Origin of the sequence: Burkholderia sp. Bp9004, assembly GCF_003858025.1 — a bacterium.
In the GTDB taxonomy this organism is placed as follows: domain Bacteria; phylum Pseudomonadota; class Gammaproteobacteria; order Burkholderiales; family Burkholderiaceae; genus Burkholderia; species Burkholderia diffusa.
In genome coordinates this window covers 21547-39831 of record NZ_QTQD01000018.1, presented here as the reverse complement: position 1 = coordinate 39831, position 18285 = coordinate 21547, and the positions used below count along the sequence as shown (strand labels likewise).

General features: G+C 67.7%; 21 protein-coding genes and 1 pseudogene. 10 read left to right on the top strand and 12 right to left on the bottom strand.

Annotated elements, in window-relative coordinates; all coding sequences use genetic code 11:
* Positions 1 to 54: 54 nt before the first annotated feature.
* Positions 55 to 1200: a branched-chain amino acid ABC transporter substrate-binding protein gene (locus tag DIE08_RS20065; RefSeq protein ID WP_124903211.1), complete on the top strand. Its 1146-nt coding sequence runs from the start codon at positions 55 to 57 to the stop codon at positions 1198 to 1200.
* 61 nt (positions 1201 to 1261) lie between these two features.
* Here the strand turns inward: DIE08_RS20065 and DIE08_RS20060 are convergent, their stop codons facing one another.
* The 3 genes from DIE08_RS20060 to DIE08_RS20045 form a co-directional block, all read right to left on the bottom strand.
* Positions 1262 to 2137 carry a mechanosensitive ion channel family protein gene (locus tag DIE08_RS20060; protein WP_124903209.1) on the bottom strand — a complete coding sequence of 292 codons (876 nt, stop codon included), beginning with the start codon at positions 2135 to 2137 and terminating at the stop codon, positions 1262 to 1264.
* Between the two features lie 377 nt (positions 2138 to 2514).
* Positions 2515 to 3249 (bottom strand): fucose-binding lectin II, encoded by a 735-nt coding sequence (locus tag DIE08_RS20050; protein ID WP_124903207.1) that lies wholly within the window; start codon positions 3247 to 3249, stop codon positions 2515 to 2517.
* A gap of 197 nt (positions 3250 to 3446) precedes the next feature.
* The gene (locus DIE08_RS20045; RefSeq protein WP_059604998.1) at positions 3447 to 3836 is read right to left on the bottom strand and encodes a fucose-binding lectin II; all 390 of its coding nucleotides are present in this window, start codon (positions 3834 to 3836) and stop codon (positions 3447 to 3449) included.
* 453 nt (positions 3837 to 4289) lie between these two features.
* On the opposite strand from DIE08_RS20045, the gene DIE08_RS20040 reads away from it, so the two are divergent.
* Positions 4290 to 4694, top strand: a complete 405-nt coding sequence (locus DIE08_RS20040) for a hypothetical protein (RefSeq protein ID WP_059605000.1) — start codon at positions 4290 to 4292, stop codon at positions 4692 to 4694.
* Positions 4695 to 4809: 115 nt separating this feature from the next.
* On the opposite strand, the gene DIE08_RS20035 is transcribed toward DIE08_RS20040, so the two are convergent.
* Together DIE08_RS20035 and DIE08_RS20030 are read right to left on the bottom strand one after the other, a co-directional pair.
* Positions 4810 to 5619, bottom strand: coding sequence for a TlpA disulfide reductase family protein (locus DIE08_RS20035; RefSeq protein WP_124627690.1), 810 nt, complete (start codon positions 5617 to 5619; stop codon positions 4810 to 4812).
* A gap of 229 nt (positions 5620 to 5848) precedes the next feature.
* The gene (locus DIE08_RS20030) at positions 5849 to 6862 is read right to left on the bottom strand and encodes a hypothetical protein (RefSeq protein WP_124903205.1); all 1014 of its coding nucleotides are present in this window, start codon (positions 6860 to 6862) and stop codon (positions 5849 to 5851) included.
* 153 nt (positions 6863 to 7015) lie between these two features.
* Between DIE08_RS20030 and DIE08_RS36260 the strand changes: the two are divergent.
* Positions 7016 to 7144: pseudogene (locus tag DIE08_RS36260) on the top strand (class I SAM-dependent methyltransferase); the annotation flags it as partial.
* Positions 7145 to 7167: 23 nt separating this feature from the next.
* On the opposite strand, the gene DIE08_RS20020 reads toward DIE08_RS36260, so the two are convergent.
* Positions 7168 to 7644 carry a GNAT family N-acetyltransferase gene (locus DIE08_RS20020; protein ID WP_059605006.1) on the bottom strand — a complete coding sequence of 159 codons (477 nt, stop codon included), beginning with the start codon at positions 7642 to 7644 and terminating at the stop codon, positions 7168 to 7170.
* Positions 7645 to 7775: 131 nt separating this feature from the next.
* Between DIE08_RS20020 and DIE08_RS20015 the strand changes: the two genes are divergently transcribed.
* The 5 genes from DIE08_RS20015 (at position 7776) to DIE08_RS19995 (ending at position 12551) form a co-directional block, all read left to right on the top strand.
* Positions 7776 to 9254 (top strand): PLP-dependent aminotransferase family protein, encoded by a 1479-nt coding sequence (locus DIE08_RS20015; protein WP_124903203.1) that lies wholly within the window; start codon positions 7776 to 7778, stop codon positions 9252 to 9254.
* Between the two features lie 125 nt (positions 9255 to 9379).
* Positions 9380 to 9679: a helix-turn-helix transcriptional regulator gene (locus DIE08_RS20010; RefSeq protein ID WP_059605012.1), complete on the top strand. Its 300-nt coding sequence runs from the start codon at positions 9380 to 9382 to the stop codon at positions 9677 to 9679.
* 20 nt (positions 9680 to 9699) lie between these two features.
* On the top strand, positions 9700 to 11052 hold the full coding sequence (locus DIE08_RS20005) for a pyridoxal-dependent decarboxylase (protein ID WP_124903201.1): 1353 nt from the start codon (positions 9700 to 9702) through the stop codon (positions 11050 to 11052).
* Between the two features lie 140 nt (positions 11053 to 11192).
* A complete protein-coding gene (locus DIE08_RS20000) occupies positions 11193 to 11660 on the top strand; it encodes a cupin domain-containing protein (protein WP_124903199.1) in 468 nt (155 codons plus the stop codon).
* Between the two features lie 69 nt (positions 11661 to 11729).
* Entirely contained in the window at positions 11730 to 12551 is an 822-nt protein-coding gene (locus tag DIE08_RS19995) for an SDR family NAD(P)-dependent oxidoreductase (RefSeq protein ID WP_124903197.1), read from the top strand.
* Positions 12552 to 12656: 105 nt separating this feature from the next.
* Here DIE08_RS19995 and surE read toward each other — a convergent pair whose 3' ends face one another.
* The 3 genes from surE to DIE08_RS19980 form a co-directional block, all read right to left on the bottom strand.
* Positions 12657 to 13436, bottom strand: coding sequence for a 5'/3'-nucleotidase SurE (gene surE, locus DIE08_RS19990; protein ID WP_124903195.1), 780 nt, complete (start codon positions 13434 to 13436; stop codon positions 12657 to 12659).
* A 193-nt stretch (positions 13437 to 13629) separates the two neighbouring features.
* The gene (locus tag DIE08_RS19985) at positions 13630 to 13932 is read right to left on the bottom strand and encodes an AzlD family protein (protein WP_409360400.1); all 303 of its coding nucleotides are present in this window, start codon (positions 13930 to 13932) and stop codon (positions 13630 to 13632) included.
* On the bottom strand, positions 13922 to 14659 hold the full coding sequence (locus DIE08_RS19980; RefSeq protein WP_059605028.1) for an AzlC family ABC transporter permease: 738 nt from the start codon (positions 14657 to 14659) through the stop codon (positions 13922 to 13924). Before DIE08_RS19980 ends, DIE08_RS19985 begins: the two co-directional genes overlap by 11 nt.
* A 125-nt stretch (positions 14660 to 14784) precedes the next feature.
* On the opposite strand from DIE08_RS19980, the gene DIE08_RS19975 reads away from it, so the two are divergent.
* Positions 14785 to 15243 carry an Lrp/AsnC family transcriptional regulator gene (locus DIE08_RS19975; protein WP_006486309.1) on the top strand — a complete coding sequence of 153 codons (459 nt, stop codon included), beginning with the start codon at positions 14785 to 14787 and terminating at the stop codon, positions 15241 to 15243.
* Positions 15244 to 15459: 216 nt separating this feature from the next.
* Entirely contained in the window at positions 15460 to 16029 is a 570-nt protein-coding gene (locus DIE08_RS19970; RefSeq protein ID WP_059685249.1) for a hypothetical protein, read from the top strand.
* Positions 16030 to 16138: 109 nt separating this feature from the next.
* Here DIE08_RS19970 and DIE08_RS19965 read toward each other — a convergent pair whose 3' ends face one another.
* The 3 genes from DIE08_RS19965 to DIE08_RS19955 form a co-directional block, all read right to left on the bottom strand.
* Positions 16139 to 16999: a hypothetical protein gene (locus tag DIE08_RS19965; protein WP_124903193.1), complete on the bottom strand. Its 861-nt coding sequence runs from the start codon at positions 16997 to 16999 to the stop codon at positions 16139 to 16141.
* Positions 17000 to 17061: 62 nt separating this feature from the next.
* The gene (locus tag DIE08_RS19960; protein WP_059605037.1) at positions 17062 to 17394 is read right to left on the bottom strand and encodes a DUF2322 family protein; all 333 of its coding nucleotides are present in this window, start codon (positions 17392 to 17394) and stop codon (positions 17062 to 17064) included.
* A 44-nt stretch (positions 17395 to 17438) separates the two neighbouring features.
* A complete protein-coding gene (locus tag DIE08_RS19955) occupies positions 17439 to 18131 on the bottom strand; it encodes a flavin reductase family protein (protein WP_124903191.1) in 693 nt (230 codons plus the stop codon).
* Positions 18132 to 18285 lie beyond the last annotated feature (154 nt).

Here is an 18285-nt window from a genome sequence, read left to right as displayed (position 1 = left end):
GCAATCAACGACGGTCCTGATCACGAACCAAGAGCGACAAGGAAGGAGACGAACATGAATCGACATCGGAAGAAAACGGCATGCGCGACCGCGGCCGCGCTGGCGTGCGCATTGCCTGCGTTGTCCGCGCACGCGGACGACGTCGTGCGCATCGGGCACGTCGCGCCGCTGACCGGCGCGATCGCGCACCTCGGCAAGGACAGCGAGAACGGTGCGCGGCTCGCCGTCGAGGAGATCAACGCGAAGGGGCTCGTGATCGGCGGCAGGAAGGTCACGCTGCAGCTCGACGCGCAGGACGACGCAGGCGACCCGCGCACCGCGACGCAGGTCGCGCAGCGGCTCGTCGACGACAAGGTGGTCGGCGTCGTCGGCCATCACAACTCGGGCACGTCGATCCCGGCGTCGCGCGTCTATCGCGATGGCGGCGTCGTGCAGATCTCGCAGGCCGCGACCAACCCGACGTACACGCAGCAGGGCTTCAAGACGACCTATCGCGTGGTCGCGACCGATGCGCAGCAGGGGCCCGCGCTGGCGATGTATGCGGCGAAGAACATGGGCATCAGGACGGTGGCCGTGGTCGACGATTCGACCGCGTACGGGCAGGGCCTGGCGACCGAGTTCGAGAAGGCGGCGAAATCGGCCGGGATCAAGGTCATCTCGCGCGACGCGACCAACGACAAGGCGATCGACTTCCGCGCGATCCTCACGAAGATCAAGGGCGAGAACCCCGACGCGATCATGTACGGCGGGATGGACGCAACCGGCGGCCCGCTCGCGAAGCAGGCGCGCCAGCTCGGCATTCGCGCCAGGATCCTCGCCGGCGATGGCGTGTGCTCGACCGACCTGCCGAAGCTCGCGGGCCCGGCATCGGACAACGTCGTGTGCTCGGAAGCCGGCATCGCGCTCGAGAAGATGCCGGGCGGCGCGGCGTTCGTGAAGCGTTACGACGCGCGCTATCACCAGTCGATGCAGGTGTATGCGCCGTTCTCGTACGACGCGGTGTACATCATCGTCGACGCGATGAAGCGCGCGAACTCGACGGATGCTGCGAAGGTGCTCGCCGCCATGCCGGCGACCGATTATCGTGGCGTGATCGGCGAAACGAGCTTCACGCCGCAAGGCGATTTGAAGCATGGCGCGATCTCGGTGTTCACGTACAAGAGCGGCAAGAAGGCGCTGCTCGATATCGTCCGGATGTGACGCAGGCGGGGCGCACGGCGCGGCTTGCGCCGTCGTGCGCCCGGTTGCGTCGCGACGCGCGTCACGATGCCTGCACGCGGCGCGGGTCGGCCCGGCGCTGCTGTTCGGCGTCGTGCACGATGTGCAGCTCGCGCGTGCGGATGGGCAGTACGCAGTCCGCATCGGCAAGCGTCTTGCGCACCTGGCGCGCGAGGCGCCAGCGCAGCGCCCAGAACATGTCGGTGTGCGTCCACACGCGCATGTTCGCGATCGCCGTGCTATCGTCGAAACGCATCACCATCACGTCCGGTGCGGGATCCTGCAGGACGTCGGGGTCGGCCTCGGCCAGCGCACGCAGCGCGTCGAGTGCGCGATCGATGTCGTCGTGCACGGACACTTCCACTTCGAGATCGAGACGGCGCGTCGGATTGCGCGTGTAGTTGCGGATCGCGCTGCCCCACAGCGCGCTGTTCGGCACGTATTCGCAGATGCCGTCCGGCTTCGTCAGCCGCGTCATGAAGAGCCCGACCTCGTCCACCGTCCCGGCGACGCTCGAGCCGCCGTCGATGAAGTCGCCCACCTTGAATGGCCGCAGCAGCAACAGCATGATGCCGGCCGCGATGTTCTGCATCGTGCCCTGCAACGCGAGCCCGATCGCGAGCCCGGCCGCGCCGAGCACCGCGACGACGCTCGCGGTTTCGATGCCGAGCTGCGACAGCGCGCCGACGATCGCGACGATGCGGATGCCCCACACGGCGACGTCGCAGAGGATCGGCCGCAGCGTGTCGTCGACGCGCTCCTTGTTCGCGAGCAGCCGGTTCAGCCAGCGGCCGATGCGTTTCGACAGCCACCAGCCCGCGACGAGCAGCGCGAGGGCGGCGCAGAGCCTGACCGAGAGTGTGGACAACGCGTTCCACAGGAACGTCCAGCGTTCGGGATGAAGATGATCGAGAAACATGACGGGATTCCGGGTTGAGCGGGCAAGCGCGCGACGGGTGCCGGCGTCCGTCATGGTCGGACGGGCATGCGCTCGCGCGTTGGCAGCCCTCGACTGTACACGCCATGCGGGTTTTCGCGCGAACGCATGGGTGACGGCACGCGATCTCCGGTTTCGCGGCCAGCGCGTTGCGGCGGTGTGGTTTCCCGCGGAAACGGGCTCGTGGGATGCCCGTGCTACGACCTCGACCTCGACCTCGACCGCGCGCCGCTCGCAGACGCACGGTTCGCGATGCCGGCCGCAGGCGGCGAATGCGGCCGTGCTGCCCGCGCCGTCGGGCAGCGTCGATGCGGTCGCCACGCCGGACGGCGTGGCGAAGATCGACAGGATCGCGCTGCTTAGCCCAGCGGCCAGTTCAGGATCGCGATGCCGTCGTTGTAGTCGCCGTCCGTGCCGTCTTCCGAGCCGACCAGCCCGAAGTAGGTTTTCTTGAAGATGTCGACCTGGCGCGAGCCGATCTTCGACGGCTTGCCGTTCGCCGTCACGACCACGCGCACCTTCCCCTTGCCCGAGTTCACGATCTGCGTGTTCAGGTTCGCGTCCTGCGTGCCGGCGCCCTGGAACGTCGCGGCCGGCTTCGGGTTGTCGTCGACATAGACTTCGATCGTCTGCTGCGCGGCCGAATTGACCAGCGCCGTCACGCCGAACGCGATGTTCGGCGGCAGGTTGAAGATGCCGTCGCGCTCGCCGCCGCCGGTCGTTGTGGGTTCCGGCTGCGCGGGTTGCGGCGTCGCCTTCGAGAAGTAATTGACGACCGCGCCGACGCCGAATTTCGCCGCCGCGCCGGGCAGTACACCGGGCGCGCCGGCCCACGTCACCGTGCACGCGATCACCTGGCCCGCCGCGTCGGCCTTCACCTTGTTCTGCCAGCTGCCGACGTCGAAGCTGTACGGGATGGTCGCGATGTCGACGAACACGTCGTATTGCGGCAATTTTTCCACGAGCTGCGCGGTCATGAACTGACGCATCCGGTCGAGCACCGCCTGGTCGCCGTTCGCCTGTACGGCGGTTGCGTCGTTGCCGGCGAGCTGCAGAAGCGCATACAGGTCGTCGTGGGTAAAGGGTTGTGTCATGTCGTCCTCGTTTTGATGGATTGTCTTGCGTGACGCGGCCGGCGATCGGATTTCGCCGTGTCGCGCGTGGCGCAGCGCGCGGGCAACCGATGGCGGCCCGCACGGATCGCAATGCGCGGTTTGCTCCGTCGTCGTTGCGATCCGGAAAGCGGCGCGCCGGACATGCCGCGCCGCGAATCTTCGTCAGCGTTGGTCCGTCAGCCGATCGGCCATTGCAGCACGACGATGCCGTCGTTGTAGTCGCTGTCGTGACCGTCTTCCGACACGACGATTCCGAAGTTGACCGTGAACGGCGAGCCGTCCGATTTCTTGCCGTTGATCGGCGCGAGGCGGGCGTCGGTGGCCGACGGCTTGCCGTTCACCGTCACTTCGAAGCGGAGCTTGCCGTTGCCGGAATTCAGCGTGGCTTCGCGCGGGCCGTCGCGCGTGGTCAGCTTGTGATAGGCGGCGGGTTCCTTGCTGTCACCGATGAACAGCTTGATGTGCTGCTGCTCGGCGGCATTCGCGAAGAAAATCGCGCGGAAGTCGGTGTTCGGCGGAATCGAAAACTCGCCGGCGCGATTCGATGACGTTTGAGAGTCGGCCATGCTTGCCTCCTGAAGGTCGGTGGATAAGGCGTTTTGTGCGTCGCGCAAACGTTTGCCGTTTCAAACGCGACGCGGCCAGCATGGCGAAAAATAAATAAAAAAATATTCGGCCGGGAATGGAAATTGTCCAGAAAATCGGAGATCGAAACAGTTTGATTTAATGATGATCATTTAATCGAATACGATTCTGAATATCCGCGAAATGATATCGCCGCGCGTCACGCTTATTTGAACAATGAATGGGTGCGCGGGCGGGAATGGCCGGAGGATCGGGCTTCGGTACCCGTCTGGGCGGGCTAATTTATTCCTTCGATGTTGCGATGCGCTCGCCTGATACACCTGACAGGCGATTAATTTCGAGATTAGAGGTATCGTGCACGGAGCGCGCGCGCTCGATATTCGGCGGCTTTTATTCAATTGGCCCGCTTGCCGGGCCCTTAAGAGGACAGTGCGATGACGAAACCCGATATTCTGAAGGGCGAGATCAAGGGGCAGGCTCAGGACGCAGACCGTCATAACCTGGCGCGGCCCGCGGTGAATGGGGCGTTGTGGGCGCGCGGCCTGACGACGCAGCGCGTGGCGGACCTGTTCAGAACCCTGCCGGGCCTTCCGGGGCACTGGATGCAACTGCAGAACGAAGTCAACGCAGGGAATCGCTATTTCTACGGCGTCCAGAACGGTCACCAGACGACCGACGAAGGAAAGGAACTGATCCGCTGGATCGCCGACGCGGTGGTCAGCGCCGCGCAGAGGGCGGGATTCGATTTTCCGTTGCAGCAGCTTCGGTTCACGGCCGATACGGGCTGGTTGAAGCTTCAGCGCGTGTCGGGGCGCGTGATGGTGTTGTCGAGGCCGTAAGCATGGCGGGCGGCTGTCGGTGTATCGACCTGTCGTGGGGCGGGTCAGCCGCGGCAGCGGGAACGCGCGCTGCCATCGACGATCGATCATGGCCTCGCGCAGGCTGCCGACGGGATCACTGACCGAAGCGTTGCGCCACGGCGTCCTTCAACCGCGCGGCGGTGATCTCACCCATGTGCGATTCGACGAGTTCGCCCTTCGCATCGAAGAACAGCGTCGTGGGCAGCCCGTGCGACCCGTACGCATGCATCGCACGCAACGGCGGATCGAGCAGCACGTTGTCGAAGCGTAGCCCCTGCTGTTCGAGGAACGCGCGCACCGCCTGCGCGTTTTCCCCCTGGTTGAGCATCAGCACCGTGATGCCGGGATGCTCGCGCTGCGCTTGTTCGAGGATCGGCATCTCGCGCCGGCAAGGCGCGCACCACGTTGCCCACAGGTTCACGACGACCGGCTTGCCGGCAAAGCGTTGCGGCAGCACGGGCGTCGAATCGAGCGCTTCGAGCTGCATCGCGGCGAACGGCGGCGCGGTGCGCTGCAGCGTCGCGAGCGTGCCTTGCGCGATACCCCATGCGGCGAGACCCGCGACGATGCCGGCTGCCACCGGGCGGCGCAGGGCGGGCAGGCGACGCAGCCGCCACACGGCGAACACGAGCGCGGCGGCGACGCCGATGCGCCAGTCGAAGCCGCCGTCGCCGAGCGCGATGATGGACCGTGGCGTCGCTGCGTATTCGCGCCACCATTGCACGACGTAGCCGATGCGTGCGGCGACCAGCCCGAGCAGCAGCACGTCGAGGATCAGGCTCGACGCGGTCTTGTGCTGGCCGTCGGGCGGGCGGCGCTGGATGAAGCGGGCGACGAGCCACGCCAGCAGCGCGGCGGCGGCTACCGCGACGACGCGGATCGAGAAGGGACCGATGCTCAACATGGGAAGAAAAGGGGTGCGGGGATCGTGGATCGACCGGTGAGGGTGACACCGTTGCCGGTCATGTGGCGTTTCGACCCTGTGCGACGCACGCGGGTTCCCGTTAGCACTCGCGACATGCATCGCCCTGCGCCCGCGAATTGCATGCCGAGTACCAGCATTCAGGATGACGTTGCTTTCGTCGAAGCGTCTCGAAGCATCAGGTCGACTGACGATCGCGCGGCACCGGCAATTACTGCCTGTTTCCGCCGGAGCCAGGCGACGCGCCGCCGAGCCGGTACGCGGTGAAGAACTCGTACCACGGCGAACCCTGACCGACCGGCACGCCGAGTGTCGACGTCCGCTGCTTCAGCGCCGCGAACACGTCGTTGATACGCGCGGCCTGCGCGGCATCGCTGAACGGACGCGGCTTCGCCCTGCCGGCCGCGAACGCGCCGTAGGCGATCGCGAGTAGGCGCGCGCTGTCGTCGATCGAGAAGATCGACCCGCTGATCGCTTCGACGAAGCGCAGCCGGTCCGCTTCGCGCGATGCGGCGATGCACTGGAACACGATCGCCGACACTTCGTGCAGGTCGTTCGCGCGCAGCAATGCCGGCAGGCGTGCGGCGATCCGGTCGGCCGGTTCCTCATGCAGCGCGGCGCCGAAGTCGAGCACGGCGGCCATCGGGTTGCCGTCCTGCTTCACGCGATCGAGCGCCGATGCGGATGCGGCGGCCGCTGTTTGTGCGACGGCGCCGGGCGCGCCGCGCAGCACGTCCGCCACCTGCTCCTGCCACTCCGGAAAGATCATCCGCACATTGCCGAATTGCTCGCCGCCTTGCGCGGCCGGATTCCACCGGTAGACGATCGTGCCGCCGTGAATGAACGGCGAATACAGATGCTCGGGCGTTTGCGGCAGCGGCCGCCGGTTGATCGGCAGCCATGCGAGCGTCAGCCAGTCGTAGCGGCCGGTGGCGGGCACCGACGAGCTCGAACTCGCGACGACCTGCCAGGTGCCGCGGTTCGCATAACGCCGGCGCGCGTCGGGCACCGCGACGGTTTGCTGTTTCGCGGTATCGAAGTAGGTCGTGCCGGTCACGTTTTCGCCGCTGTCCGGGGCCGGCGTGAGGGTGGCGATGACCCACGATGCACCGTCGGCCGAACGATAGTCCGACGGCTGCAGCGTGGCGACGTCGTGCACCATGCGCGTTTCAGCGGCGACGGGGCTCGGCGGAAGATGGGCGGGACCGGCGACGATACTCGGCATGGACATTCCTCGGAATCGGGTGCGTATCGGCGCACGCGAACCGAACGAGAAAGTGGGCGGCGCCGCGTGTCGTCTCTCGTAACTGTAGAACGCCGCCGCCGGAAACGGAAACCGGACGCGGCGGCGGCCACGCTCTGGAAATCGGCTGCGGCGCGCGACGGGTTGTCGAAGCATTTCGCGGGCTGATCGCTGCCGCCGCCTGACCGCGTCGACACGGACACGCTGAAGCAGTGGTCGCGCGTGCCGCTGTTCCTGTGGATCAAGGCGCGGCCGCTGGCGTGAAGCCGCCGCCGCGTGCGGCATGATCAACGTGGCAAGACCTTCCGGTAGATCACGAATCCGGTTTTTTCCGCGACGGTGTCGTAGAGCCGCATCGCGGTGTGATTCGTCTCGTGCGTTTGCCAGTACACGCGTTCGGCGCGTTGCGCCTGCGCGGCGTCGTACACGGCTTCGATCAACGCGCGGCCCACGCCCTTGCCGCGTTCGCTCTCGAGCGTGAAAAGATCCTGCAGATAGCAGGTTGGCCCGATCAGCGTCGTGCTCCGGTGATACAGGAAATGCACGAGCCCGACGAGCCGGCCGTCGCGTTCCGCGACACGCGCATGCACGGGCTCGTAGCCGTCGAAGAAGCGCGACCACGTGAGCTGCGTGATCTCGCGAGGCAGCGCGGTGTCGCCGAAGCGGCCGTAGAAGCGGTTGTAGCCGTCCCACAGCGGCAGCCAGTTGTCGAGATCGTCTTCGCGCACGGGGCGGACGGTCAGGCCGGTGTTGGTAGCGTTCATGGTCGCGAACCTTTCGAGGATGGATGAAATGAAGCGTTGCCGGCGCGGCCGGAAACGAGAACGGACATCCACGATAGAAAGTTCGTGGCACCATGTGTAGACCCATGACATTCCCACATTCTGGAGCCACGATGGATTACGCGGTGCTGCTGTCGACCTTCGAGCGCGAGGCGGGGCCGCACGCTGCCGCGCGGATGTCGCAGCAGCAGCGGCTGTACGCGTGTCTGCGCGACGCGATCCTGAGCGGCCGGATCGCCGAAGGCGCGCGGCTTGCCGCCTCGCGCACGCTGGCCGACGAACTCGGCATCGCGCGCAACTCGGTGCTGTACGCGTACGAGCGGCTCGCGTCGGAAGGGTTCGTGACCGGCACGCGGCAGGGCACGGTAGTCGCCCGGATGGGTTTGTGCGGGTCGCGGATCGCCGCTGCGGCGCCCGCCGGCGATGCGGCGATGCTGTCGCGGCGCGTCGCGCAGGCCGAGCGCGCGACGAGCGGCCTCGACGAATCGCTGCCGTTCATGCCGGGCGTGCCGGCCGTCGACGAATTCCCGCTCGCGCAGTGGCGGCGCTGCGTCGAACGCGCATGGCGCACGGCGGGGCTGGCGCAGCTCGGCTATCAGTCCGTGGAAGGCGACGCGGTGCTGCGCGACGCGATCGCCGGCTATTTGCGCGCATCGCGCGGCGTGCGTTGCGACGCCGCGCAGGTGATCGTCACCGACGGCACGCAGGGCGCGCTCGACCTGTGCGCCCGCGCGCTGGCGGACGCGGGCGACGTCGCATGGATCGAGAACCCCGGCTACCACGGTGCGCGCAACGCGTTTCTCGCGGCCGACCTGCGCGTCGAGCCGATCGGCGTCGATGCGCAGGGGCTGGCGCCGCATCCGGACGACTGGCGCGATCGTCCGCCGAAGCTCGTCTACATCACGCCGTCGCACCAGTATCCGCTCGGCGCGGTGATGAGCCTCGAACGACGGCTCGCGCTCGTCGCGCAGGCGCGCGCGGCCGGCGCATGGATCGTCGAGGACGACTACGACAGCGAGTTTCGCCACCACGGCACGCCGCACGCGGCCGTGCAGGGGCTCGCGGACGATGCGCCGGTGATCTACCTCGGCACGTTCAGCAAGGTGATGTTTCCCGCGTTGCGGCTCGGCTTCATGGTCGTGCCGCCCGTGCTTGCGCAGCCGCTGCGCGACGCGGCGGGCGCGCTGATGTTGCAGGGCCGCGCGGTCGAGCAGCGCGCGCTCGCGGATTTCATCGAGGCCGGGCATTTCACGCGGCATCTGCGGCGCATGCGCCGCGTGTATGCTGAGCGGCGCGACGCGCTGCACGACGCGCTGGCGCGGCGATTGAGCACGCGGCTGACGGTGTCGGGCGGCGCGGGCGGCATGCATCTGTCGGCGCGGCTCGACGTGCCGGTGGCGGACACGGCGCTCAGCCGCGTCGCGCAGGCGCACGGGCTGATCCTGCGGCCGCTGTCGTCGTTCTGCCTGCCGGGCACGGCGCACGGCTACAACGGGCTCGTGCTCGGCTACGGCGGCGTGCCGGCCGAGCGGATGGACGCGCTCGCGCGGCGGATCGGCGAGATGATCGACCGCGCGCTTGCCGGGCGGTGACGTCGGATGCGGCGCGGTAGCGGGCGACCCGGCTTCGAGCGCGACAGCGAACGCGGAAATCCCGGAAGCAGTTGCCCACGTTTCGTCATTTAGCTAATATTCGAAACGTTAAACGAGGCCGAACCATGGACGACGTCACCCGCATCAGCGCACTGGCCAACGAAAGCCGTCTGGCCGTGATGCGCTGGCTCAAGCAGCCGCGCAAGCATTTCCCGCCGCAGCCGCATGGCGACTTCGACGAGCTCGGCGTGTGCTGCACGTACATCACCGAGAAGCTCGGCATCGCGCCGGCGACGACCACGCGCCACATGCGCATCCTCGCGGATGCCGGGCTCGTGCGGGCGACGCGCGTCGGCAAGTTCACGTACTACAAGCGGATCGACGATGCGCTGCATCAGTTGGGCCGCGATCTCCTGCAACTCTGATCTTCACAGAGGCAAACGACATGGATGAACCCGCCCTGCTGGCCGACGCCGACCGGCGCGCGCACGCGTATCTCGCCGCGACCGGCGAACGGCGCGCCTATCCCGATGCGGCCGCGCTCGCCGGACTTGCGGCCTTCGACGAACCGCTGCCCGATACGGGCTACCCGGCCGACGACGTGCTGCGCCTGCTCGACGAGCGCGGCACGCCTGCGACCGTCGCATCGAACGGCCCGAACTACTTCGGCTTCGTGATCGGCGCGACGCTGCCGGCCGCGGCGGCGGCCGAGCGACTGATGCTTGCGTGGGACCAGTGCGCGTCGTCGTTCGCGAATTCGCCGGTGGCCGCGACGATCGAGCGGCAGGCCGCGCGCTGGGTCGTCGACGTGCTCGGGCTGCCCGAAGACAGCGCGGTCGGCTTCGGCACGAGCGCGACGGCCTGCACGCTGGTCGCGCTGGTTGCCGCGCGGCGTGCGCTGCTCGCGCGCAAGGGCTGGGACGTCGACGAAGAAGGCCTGATCGGCGCGCCCGAGGTGAAGGTCGTGCTCTCCGAGCTTGCGCACATCACGGTGAAGAAGGCGCTGCGGGTGCTCGGCTTCGGGATGAAGCGCCTGATCGTCGCGCCGGTCGACCCGCACGGCCGCATCGATCCCGCGCAATTGCCGCCGCTCGACGACATGACGATCCTCTGCGTGCAGGCCGGCGAAGTGAACACCGGCGAGTTCGATCCGTTTGCGGCGCTGATTCCGCGTGCGAAGGCCGCCGGCGCGTGGGTGCACGTGGATGGTGCGTTCGGGCTGTGGGCGCGCGCGTCGTCGAAGCGCGCGCTGACCAACGGCATCGACGGCGCGGACAGCTGGACCACCGACGGCCACAAGTGGCTCAACACGCCGTACGACGGCGCGATGGTCATCTGCCGCGACGCGGCCGCGCTCGCGACCGCGATGAACAGCGATGCCGTTTATCTGAGCGGCGCGCAGGACGCGCAGAAGAACCTCAACCTCGAGTTCTCGCGGCGGGCGCGCGGCATTCCGGTGTGGGCCGCGCTGCGCGCGCTCGGCCGCGCCGGCGTGGCGACGCTGGTCGAACGGCATTGCGCGCAAGCGCAGCGCGTCGCCGACGGTCTGCGCGCGGCCGGCTACGACGTGCTGAACCGCGTCGTGCTGAATCAGGTGCTCGTGCGCGCCGGCACCGACGACGAGACGATCGCGATCCTGCAGGCCGCGCAGGATTCGGGCGACGTATGGTTCGGGCAGACGGTGTGGCAGGGGCGGCCGGCGTTCCGGATCAGCGTGTCGTCGTGGCGCACGGAGGACGAACACATCGATCGCCTCATCGCGTTGCTGACGAAGCTGCGCGGCGTGCACGCGGGCTGATCGACGTCGCCGGGTCGCGGTAGACGACGCGCATGCCGGTGATCTCGTCCGCGTAAAAATGTCGGACAATAGCGCGGCATGCACGCCGCGCCCGCCCGGGCGGCGCGTTCAACCGCTGCATTGACGCTGACGAGATCCCCATGTCCACGACACCTCCCCGGGAACTGCTGAAAGCCGCCGACATCGCGAAAATGGAACCGACCCGCGCGGTGCATTCGCTCAATCCCAACGCCGTTCGCCTCAAACGACAGCTCAGCGACCTGACCGGCCTCACGCAAATCGGCGCGCACCTGCTCACGCTGATGCCCGGCCACGAATCGGCCGAGTATCACCGCCACCTGTACGAGGAGGAATGCGTGTACGTGCTGTCCGGCACCGGCACGGTCACGATCGGCGAACGCACGTGCGAAATCGGGCCGGGCGACTTTCTCGGCTTTCCGCGCGGCGGCGATGCACACGCGTTGCAGAACACCGGTGACGTGCCGCTGGAACTGTTCATCCTCGGCCAGCGCCTCGAACACGACGTCTGCGAATACCCGAGACTCGGCAAGCGGCTGTACATCGCCGGCGAGCTCGAGGATTTCGTCGAGCTGCCGAAACGGCCGTAGACACCACGCATCCGCATCGGCCGTCGTCATGCTTATGATGCGGAAACGCCACTGACAGGATTCCACGCCATGGACGCGCCGCATCCGCCGATGAATGCCCCCATCTCCGAAACGGAACCTGAAACCGAAACCGTCACCGAGCCGCGCGGGTCGCGCGTGCAGCGGCCCGTCGCGCTCGTCACCGGATCGACGTCGGGGATCGGCGCGGCCATCGCGCGACGGCTGGCGGCGGACGGTTATGCGGTGATCCTGCATTCGCGCAATTCCGCTGCAACCGGTCGCGCGATGGCGCGCGAACTCGGCGCGGCCTACGTGCAGGCGGATCTCGCCGACGATGCGCAGCGCGTGCGGCTGATCCGCGACGCGGTGGCGGTGCACGGCCGCCTCGACGTGCTGGTCAACAACGCGGGCGTCAGCCGCGTGATTCCGCACGACGATCTCGCCGCCGCGACGCCCGACGTGTGGCACGAGATGCACGAAATCAACGTGATTGCGCCGTTCCGGCTCGTCGCCGAAGCGCAGCCCGCGCTGCTCGAAGCGGCGTCGAGCGGGCGCGCCGGGTGCGTGATCAACGTCAGCTCGCATGCGGGCGTGCGGCCGAAGGGCGCGTCGATTCCGTACGCGGCGGCGAAGGCCGCGCTCAATCACACGACGCGCTTGCTGGCGCGCACGCTCGCGCCGGCGATTCGCGTCAATGCGGTGGCGCCGGGGCTCGTCGATACGCCGCTGACCGCCGACTGGACCGCCGCGCAGCAGCTCTGGCGCGAGCACGCGCCGATGCGCCGCGCGGCCACGCCGGACGATGTCGCGCAGACGGTCGCGATGCTCGTCGCGTCCGATTACGTGACGGGCGAGATCGTGATGCTCGACGGGGGATTGAACCTGACGTGACCCGGAGATCGGTGATGCGGTCGGTGCGGTGAGGCGGCGGGGGCGGCTTTGTGCCGGGGTGCTGCGCGCCGGCGGCGAAGCCGCCAGCCGGTATCACCGCCGAGGTCAGCCGAGGCTCGACCGCAGCCGCGCGAGCGCCTGGTCGTGCGTGCGTTCGAATTTCAGCGGCGTGACCGCGATATAGCCTTCGTCGAGCGCGACCGTTTCCGAATCCGCATCGTCGTCGCGCGGTGCGCGCGCCAGTTTCAGCCAGTGGTATTCGATGTCGCGCGGATCGCGCCCCGATACGATTTCGACGCCCTGCAGCGTGCCGGTGCCCTGATTCGTCACCTTCAAGCCGCGCACGTCATCGGCCGGCCGCGCCGGGAAATTCACGTTGAGGCACGCGTCGCTGTCCCAGCCGGCCGCGACCAGCCGGCGAATCACGTCCGGCGCATGCGTGAGCGCCGTATGCCACGGCACCGCGTTGCGGTCGCGGAAGGCCTGGCTCAGCGCGATCGCCGGCACGCCGACCAGCATGCTCGTCATCGCGGCGCCGACGGTGCCCGAGAACACCGTTTCGGTGCCGAGGTTCGCGCCGCGATTCACGCCGGACAGCACGACGTCGGGCCGCGCGTCCTTCATCAGGTGGCTGACCGCGATCGCGACGCAATCGCCCGGCGTGCCGCGCACGGCGAAGCGGCGCTCGCCCTTGCGATGCACGCGCAGCGGTTCGTGCAGGCTCAACGAATGCGACGTGCCGCTCTGGTCTTCCGCCGGGGCGACGATCCAGACTTCGCGTGCCAGTTGCGTGGCGACCTGTTCGAGCACTTCAAGGCCGGGGGCGTCGATTCCGTCGTCGTTGGTGAGCAGGACGCGGTCGAACAGCGGGCGGGTTTCTTGCATCGGGATGATCCTCGCAGGCAGGCAATGAGGGGGAAGGCATCGCGGGTACAGCCGCAAGGCTAGCATCCCGTCGTGACGCGTGCCGTGTCAGGCAGCGCCGTGGCCGGCGCGCGGATGCGAAAACGGGCGCATGGCGCGCCCGTTTTCCGGTTCGAGGTGCCGCCCGCGCGGCGCTCGGAACCGCGTTGGCCGATTACCCGAGCAGATGCCGCAGCAGGCCGGCCGATACGACCCCGATGATGACGGTCGGCAGGATCGACAGGCGGGTCGCCGCGATCAGCGTGACGGCGAGTGCGAGCAGATCGGCCGGGCGCGTCGACACGAAGGCCGGCGCGATCACCGAGATCAGCACGCAACCGGGCACGTTCTCCATCACCGACGCCATCCTCGGGCTCAGCGTGCGGTTGCGCAGCAGCACGTAGCCGAGCACGCGCGACAGGTAGGTCGTCGACGCCATCAGCACGATGGTCGCGACCGTCGCGAAATCAGGCAGCATCGCGCGGCTCCCACAGCAGCGCGGCGATCAGCCCTGCGCACGCGCCGGCCGGGACGTACCATGCGCCGGGCACGGCCAGGTGCGTGGCGGCCGCGACGACGAGGCTCACGAACCACGGACGGCTCGCGCGCATGCCTTTCCACATCCCGCGCAGCAGCACCAGAAACACGGCCGTGAACGCCATGTCGAAGCCGTACTGCTCGACGTTGCCGATCGTCGGGCCGACCGCCGCGCCGAGCGTCGTCATCGAGATCCACGTCAGGTACAGCCCGGCGCACACGCCCGCGTAATAGGGAACGCTGATGTGCGTGGCGGAGCGCGAACGCGCGTCGGCGAGCGACATCGCCCAGCTTTCGTCGCACATGAAGAACAGCGCGGCGAACGCGCGGCGGCGCGGCAGGCGCCGGATGTACGGCGCGAACGCCGCGCCCATCAGGATGTGGCGCGAATTCACGAGGAACGACATCGCGACGATCAGCGCAATGTGCGGCGGCGACGTCCACAGATGGATCGCCGCGAATTCGGAGCCGCCGCCGAAATTCAGGCCCGTCATCATCGGGACCTCGAACAGGCTCAGCCCTTTTTGCGCGGCCTGCGCGCCGAGCACCAGCGCGAACGGCACGAAACCCAGCATGACGGGCAACGCCGCGCGCAATCCGCGGCCCATCTCGGCGACATAGGCGGGCTTGTCGCGAAGCCCGGACGACGTTGAAACGCTACTGCTCATTACTCCTCCTACGGGGAGGAGGATTGTCTGCTTTTTTGACTCGAATCGGGTTGCGTTGCGGATCGATATTCTTGAGAATTTGGCATTGAGCGAGTGATTTGCGATTTTTTTGGAATTTGATGCCAATGAAGCTTGACGCTATCGACCGGCGGATCCTGAGCGCGCTGCAACGCGACGGCCGCATGCAGAACGTGGAACTCGCGCACGAGGTCGGGCTGTCGCCGTCGCCGTGCCTGCGGCGCGTGCGGCTGCTCGAGGAAGCGGGCGTGATCGAGAAATACGTGGCCGTGCTGAACCCGGCGAAGGTCGGCAAGGGGCTGACGATCTTCACGCGCGTGTGGCTGAAGGGACAGGACGCCGAATCCGTGAACCGCTTCGCGGAGGCCGTCCAGCAGATGCCGGAAGTGGTCGAATGCCACCTGATGGCCGGCGACTGCGATTTCCTGCTGCGCGTGGTGGCGGCCGACATCGACGACTACCGGCGCTTCCAGATGGAATACCTGACGCGCATCCCGGGCGTGCTGAGCGTGAAGACCGACATTCCGATGCAGAAGGTCAAGCTCACGTCGGCGCTGCCGACGTGACGCGGCACGGGCGCTTGACGACGATTCGGCGAATCGTCACCGGCCGGTGACATTTGGCCGATACACTGGGGGACGAGCCGCCTCGCCGCGCGCCGGCTGCATCAAGGTGCGACTTCGATGCGCAAGCAACTAACGGTCAACCGCGAAGGGATCGACGAATACGCGCGCAGCGCGATGCGATCCGCCGGGCGGTGCGTCCTTCTTGTCGGGCCATTCATGCAGCCATTCAACAATCCGTGGAATTCGCTGGAAATCGTCAAGCTCGTGCTCGGCGTGCTGACGCCGTTGTCGGTCGCGTGTCTCGGCTGGCTCGTCGCGCGCCGGCTGAAGCGGCTCGAGCTCGTGCAGTGGACCAACCAGCGGCTGATCGAGAAGCGGCTCACGCTGTACGACACGGTCGCGCCGCAGCTCAATGCGCTGCTGTGCTTCTATACGTGGATCGGCTACTGGAAAGACATCTCGCCGGACGACGTGATCCGCGCGAAGCGCGAACTCGACCGCACGTTTCACATCTACCGCTACCTGTTCGACGACGACGTGTACGACGCGTATCACACGTTCATCCACGCGTTGTTCGAGATGCATACGGGGCCGGGGCGCGACGCGCGGATTCGCTCGCTGATCCAGTCGCCGGACGGCGACCGCAGCGTGCACGGCACGTATGAGTGGAAGGCCGCATGGTCCGAGCGGTTCTCGACCGCGAACGTGACGGACAAGGCCGATGTGGTGCGGCACTACACGCGGCTGATGGAGCGGCTGCGCGTGGCGCTCGGCGCGAATCGCTGACGATTGCCGACGCGGCATCGTCCGGGTTTTGAACAACGGTGGTGACGCGCGGGCCGCCCGAGCGACGGGCGGCCGGGAGCGATGAATCAAGCGAACGCCACCGCGCCGATCACTGTTTCCTGCAAGCCACCTGATAATCGATCACGGTATTCGCCGACGGCGTGTCCGGCTCGCCGCCGGCCGTCGTCACACCGAGCACGCCGGCCGCGCTCCGATACCGCAGCGCGCAATACCCCATGCCGGTGCCCGAGCACGCTTCGGCTTCGATGATCCCGTGCTTCGCGAGCGTGGCCGCGCCGTCCAGCGGGTCCGGCTTCTCGCGCGGACGCAGCGGCTGCCAGCCACGCGAGATCAGGATTTTGCGGGCCGCGTCGAGTGGCTTGCCGTACACGTTGGGCACGGCTGCACGGCCGTGGCAGTACGTGCGTTCGGCGGCGACCGCGGTCAGCCGCAAGCCGCCATGCGCTTCGCGCAACTCGCCGACGGGCGCCGACGGGCCATCGCCACCCCAGACGAGCAGCGCGCCGCTTTCCAGCAACTCGACCGAGCCGAGCTGCCAGCCGGCCGAGCGAGCCGTATAGCCGAGCGCGACGAGCGTCGTGCCGTCGAAGACGCCGACGTTTGCGTTGCGCGCGTAACAGATCGCGCTCGTGCCCGGCTTGAAACCGCTCGCGAACGTGACGACCGTGTAGCGGCCGAGCGGCGCTTCCGACGTCACGATCCAGCCGAGCTTCGCTACGTCGCGGCCGGCCGCGGTTGCGGTCTTCGCACGATATTGCGCACAGAACGCGTCGAGCGTGCCGTTCTCCGGCGAGTGCGGCAGCGCGCCGAGCGGAACCAGCGACGCGCCGGCGATATCGGAAGCCGTGCGCAGCGTCTCGGCGGACGCCGCGCCGCCGAGCGCGACACACGCGAGGGCGGCGATCGATGCGACGCGACGGGCAATCGGCTGGACAGTCATGCGACGCATGTGGAGGGTCTTCGGGAAAGAACGGGCATCGACCGTTTGCGTGCGTGCCCGTCGCCGGGCATTCAAGCCTTCGCGACCACGTCGATCCGCAGCGCCTCGCCGCCGTCGACGATCGCCAGCAGACGATCGACGTTCGGATGTGCGCCCGGGCGGTTACGCGCGTCGGCGGTGTGCTCCGCGAACACGGCGAGGCCGTGCTCGGCGGCCTTCGCGTCGAGCGTGCCGAATGCCTGCTTCAGGTAGTTGTACACCGCGAGCGAGCCCTGCTTGCCCGGCTGATTCTCGATGCTGGCGACCACGTCGCCGTTCGCGCCGACGAGATCGATGCGCGCGACACCTTCGATGGCCGGCAGTTGCGCGAGGTTGTCCTTGAATACTTGGGTCGGTTGAATCACTGAAACACTCCGTCGGTTCGGTCATGGGTCAATCGGCCAGTATCTTATCCGATCGACATGCCCGCTTCGCGCGCGCGGTCGATGTCGGGGCTGCGATAGGCGCGCTCCGGAATCTCGGCGAGCCGTGACGCATGCACCTGATGCGGCGCGAGGCCATAGAACTTCTGAAAACTCATGATCAGCGGCGACCATTTGTCCGGATCGATGCGGTCCGGATGACCGTCCATCAGCAGGTCGGGATGGACGTGCACGCGCTGGATGCGCACCTCGAACACGCGGATGCGGCCGCGCAGGTCGGGCGCTTCATCGCCGATGCCGTGCGTGGCGGCGACCACCGCTTCCAGATGCACCGGACATTCGAGCGCGCGCGGCGGTGCGATGGTCTGCGAGGCCGTTTCGGTGAGCCCGGCGGTGCCGAACTTGTCCGGTTCGTACACGTAGCCGCGTGCCTGCTTCGACTCGGGCACCGGATGCGTGCCCGTCGTGCGCGCGATGCGGTCGACGGCCTGCGCCTGCGCCGCCGACGGCAGGTTCAGCACGCATTCGCCGGTGCGCATCAGGTTGTGCGTGGTCTGCGAGCTGGCGGCGAGCCCGAGCATGCAGCGCCAGCCGAGCCAGAACGCGGACGACATCGGCGCAAGATTGGCCGTGCCGTCCGGATTCAGCGTGCTGATCAGCACGACTGGCGTGCCGAAATAGAGGATGTTCGGTTCAGTGATGCGATGCGCAGCGTTCATGGTCGGTCCTTCGTTGACGGGATCAGTTCGCATGCTGATCGCGTCGCCGCCGCGCGGCGCTCCGATTCTTGTCATGTCATTCGCACGGCGCGGGCGCCCTCGGCATCGCGCGTGCTTTTCCGCTAGAGTAGGAAATCGAAGGTCGCATGTGCCG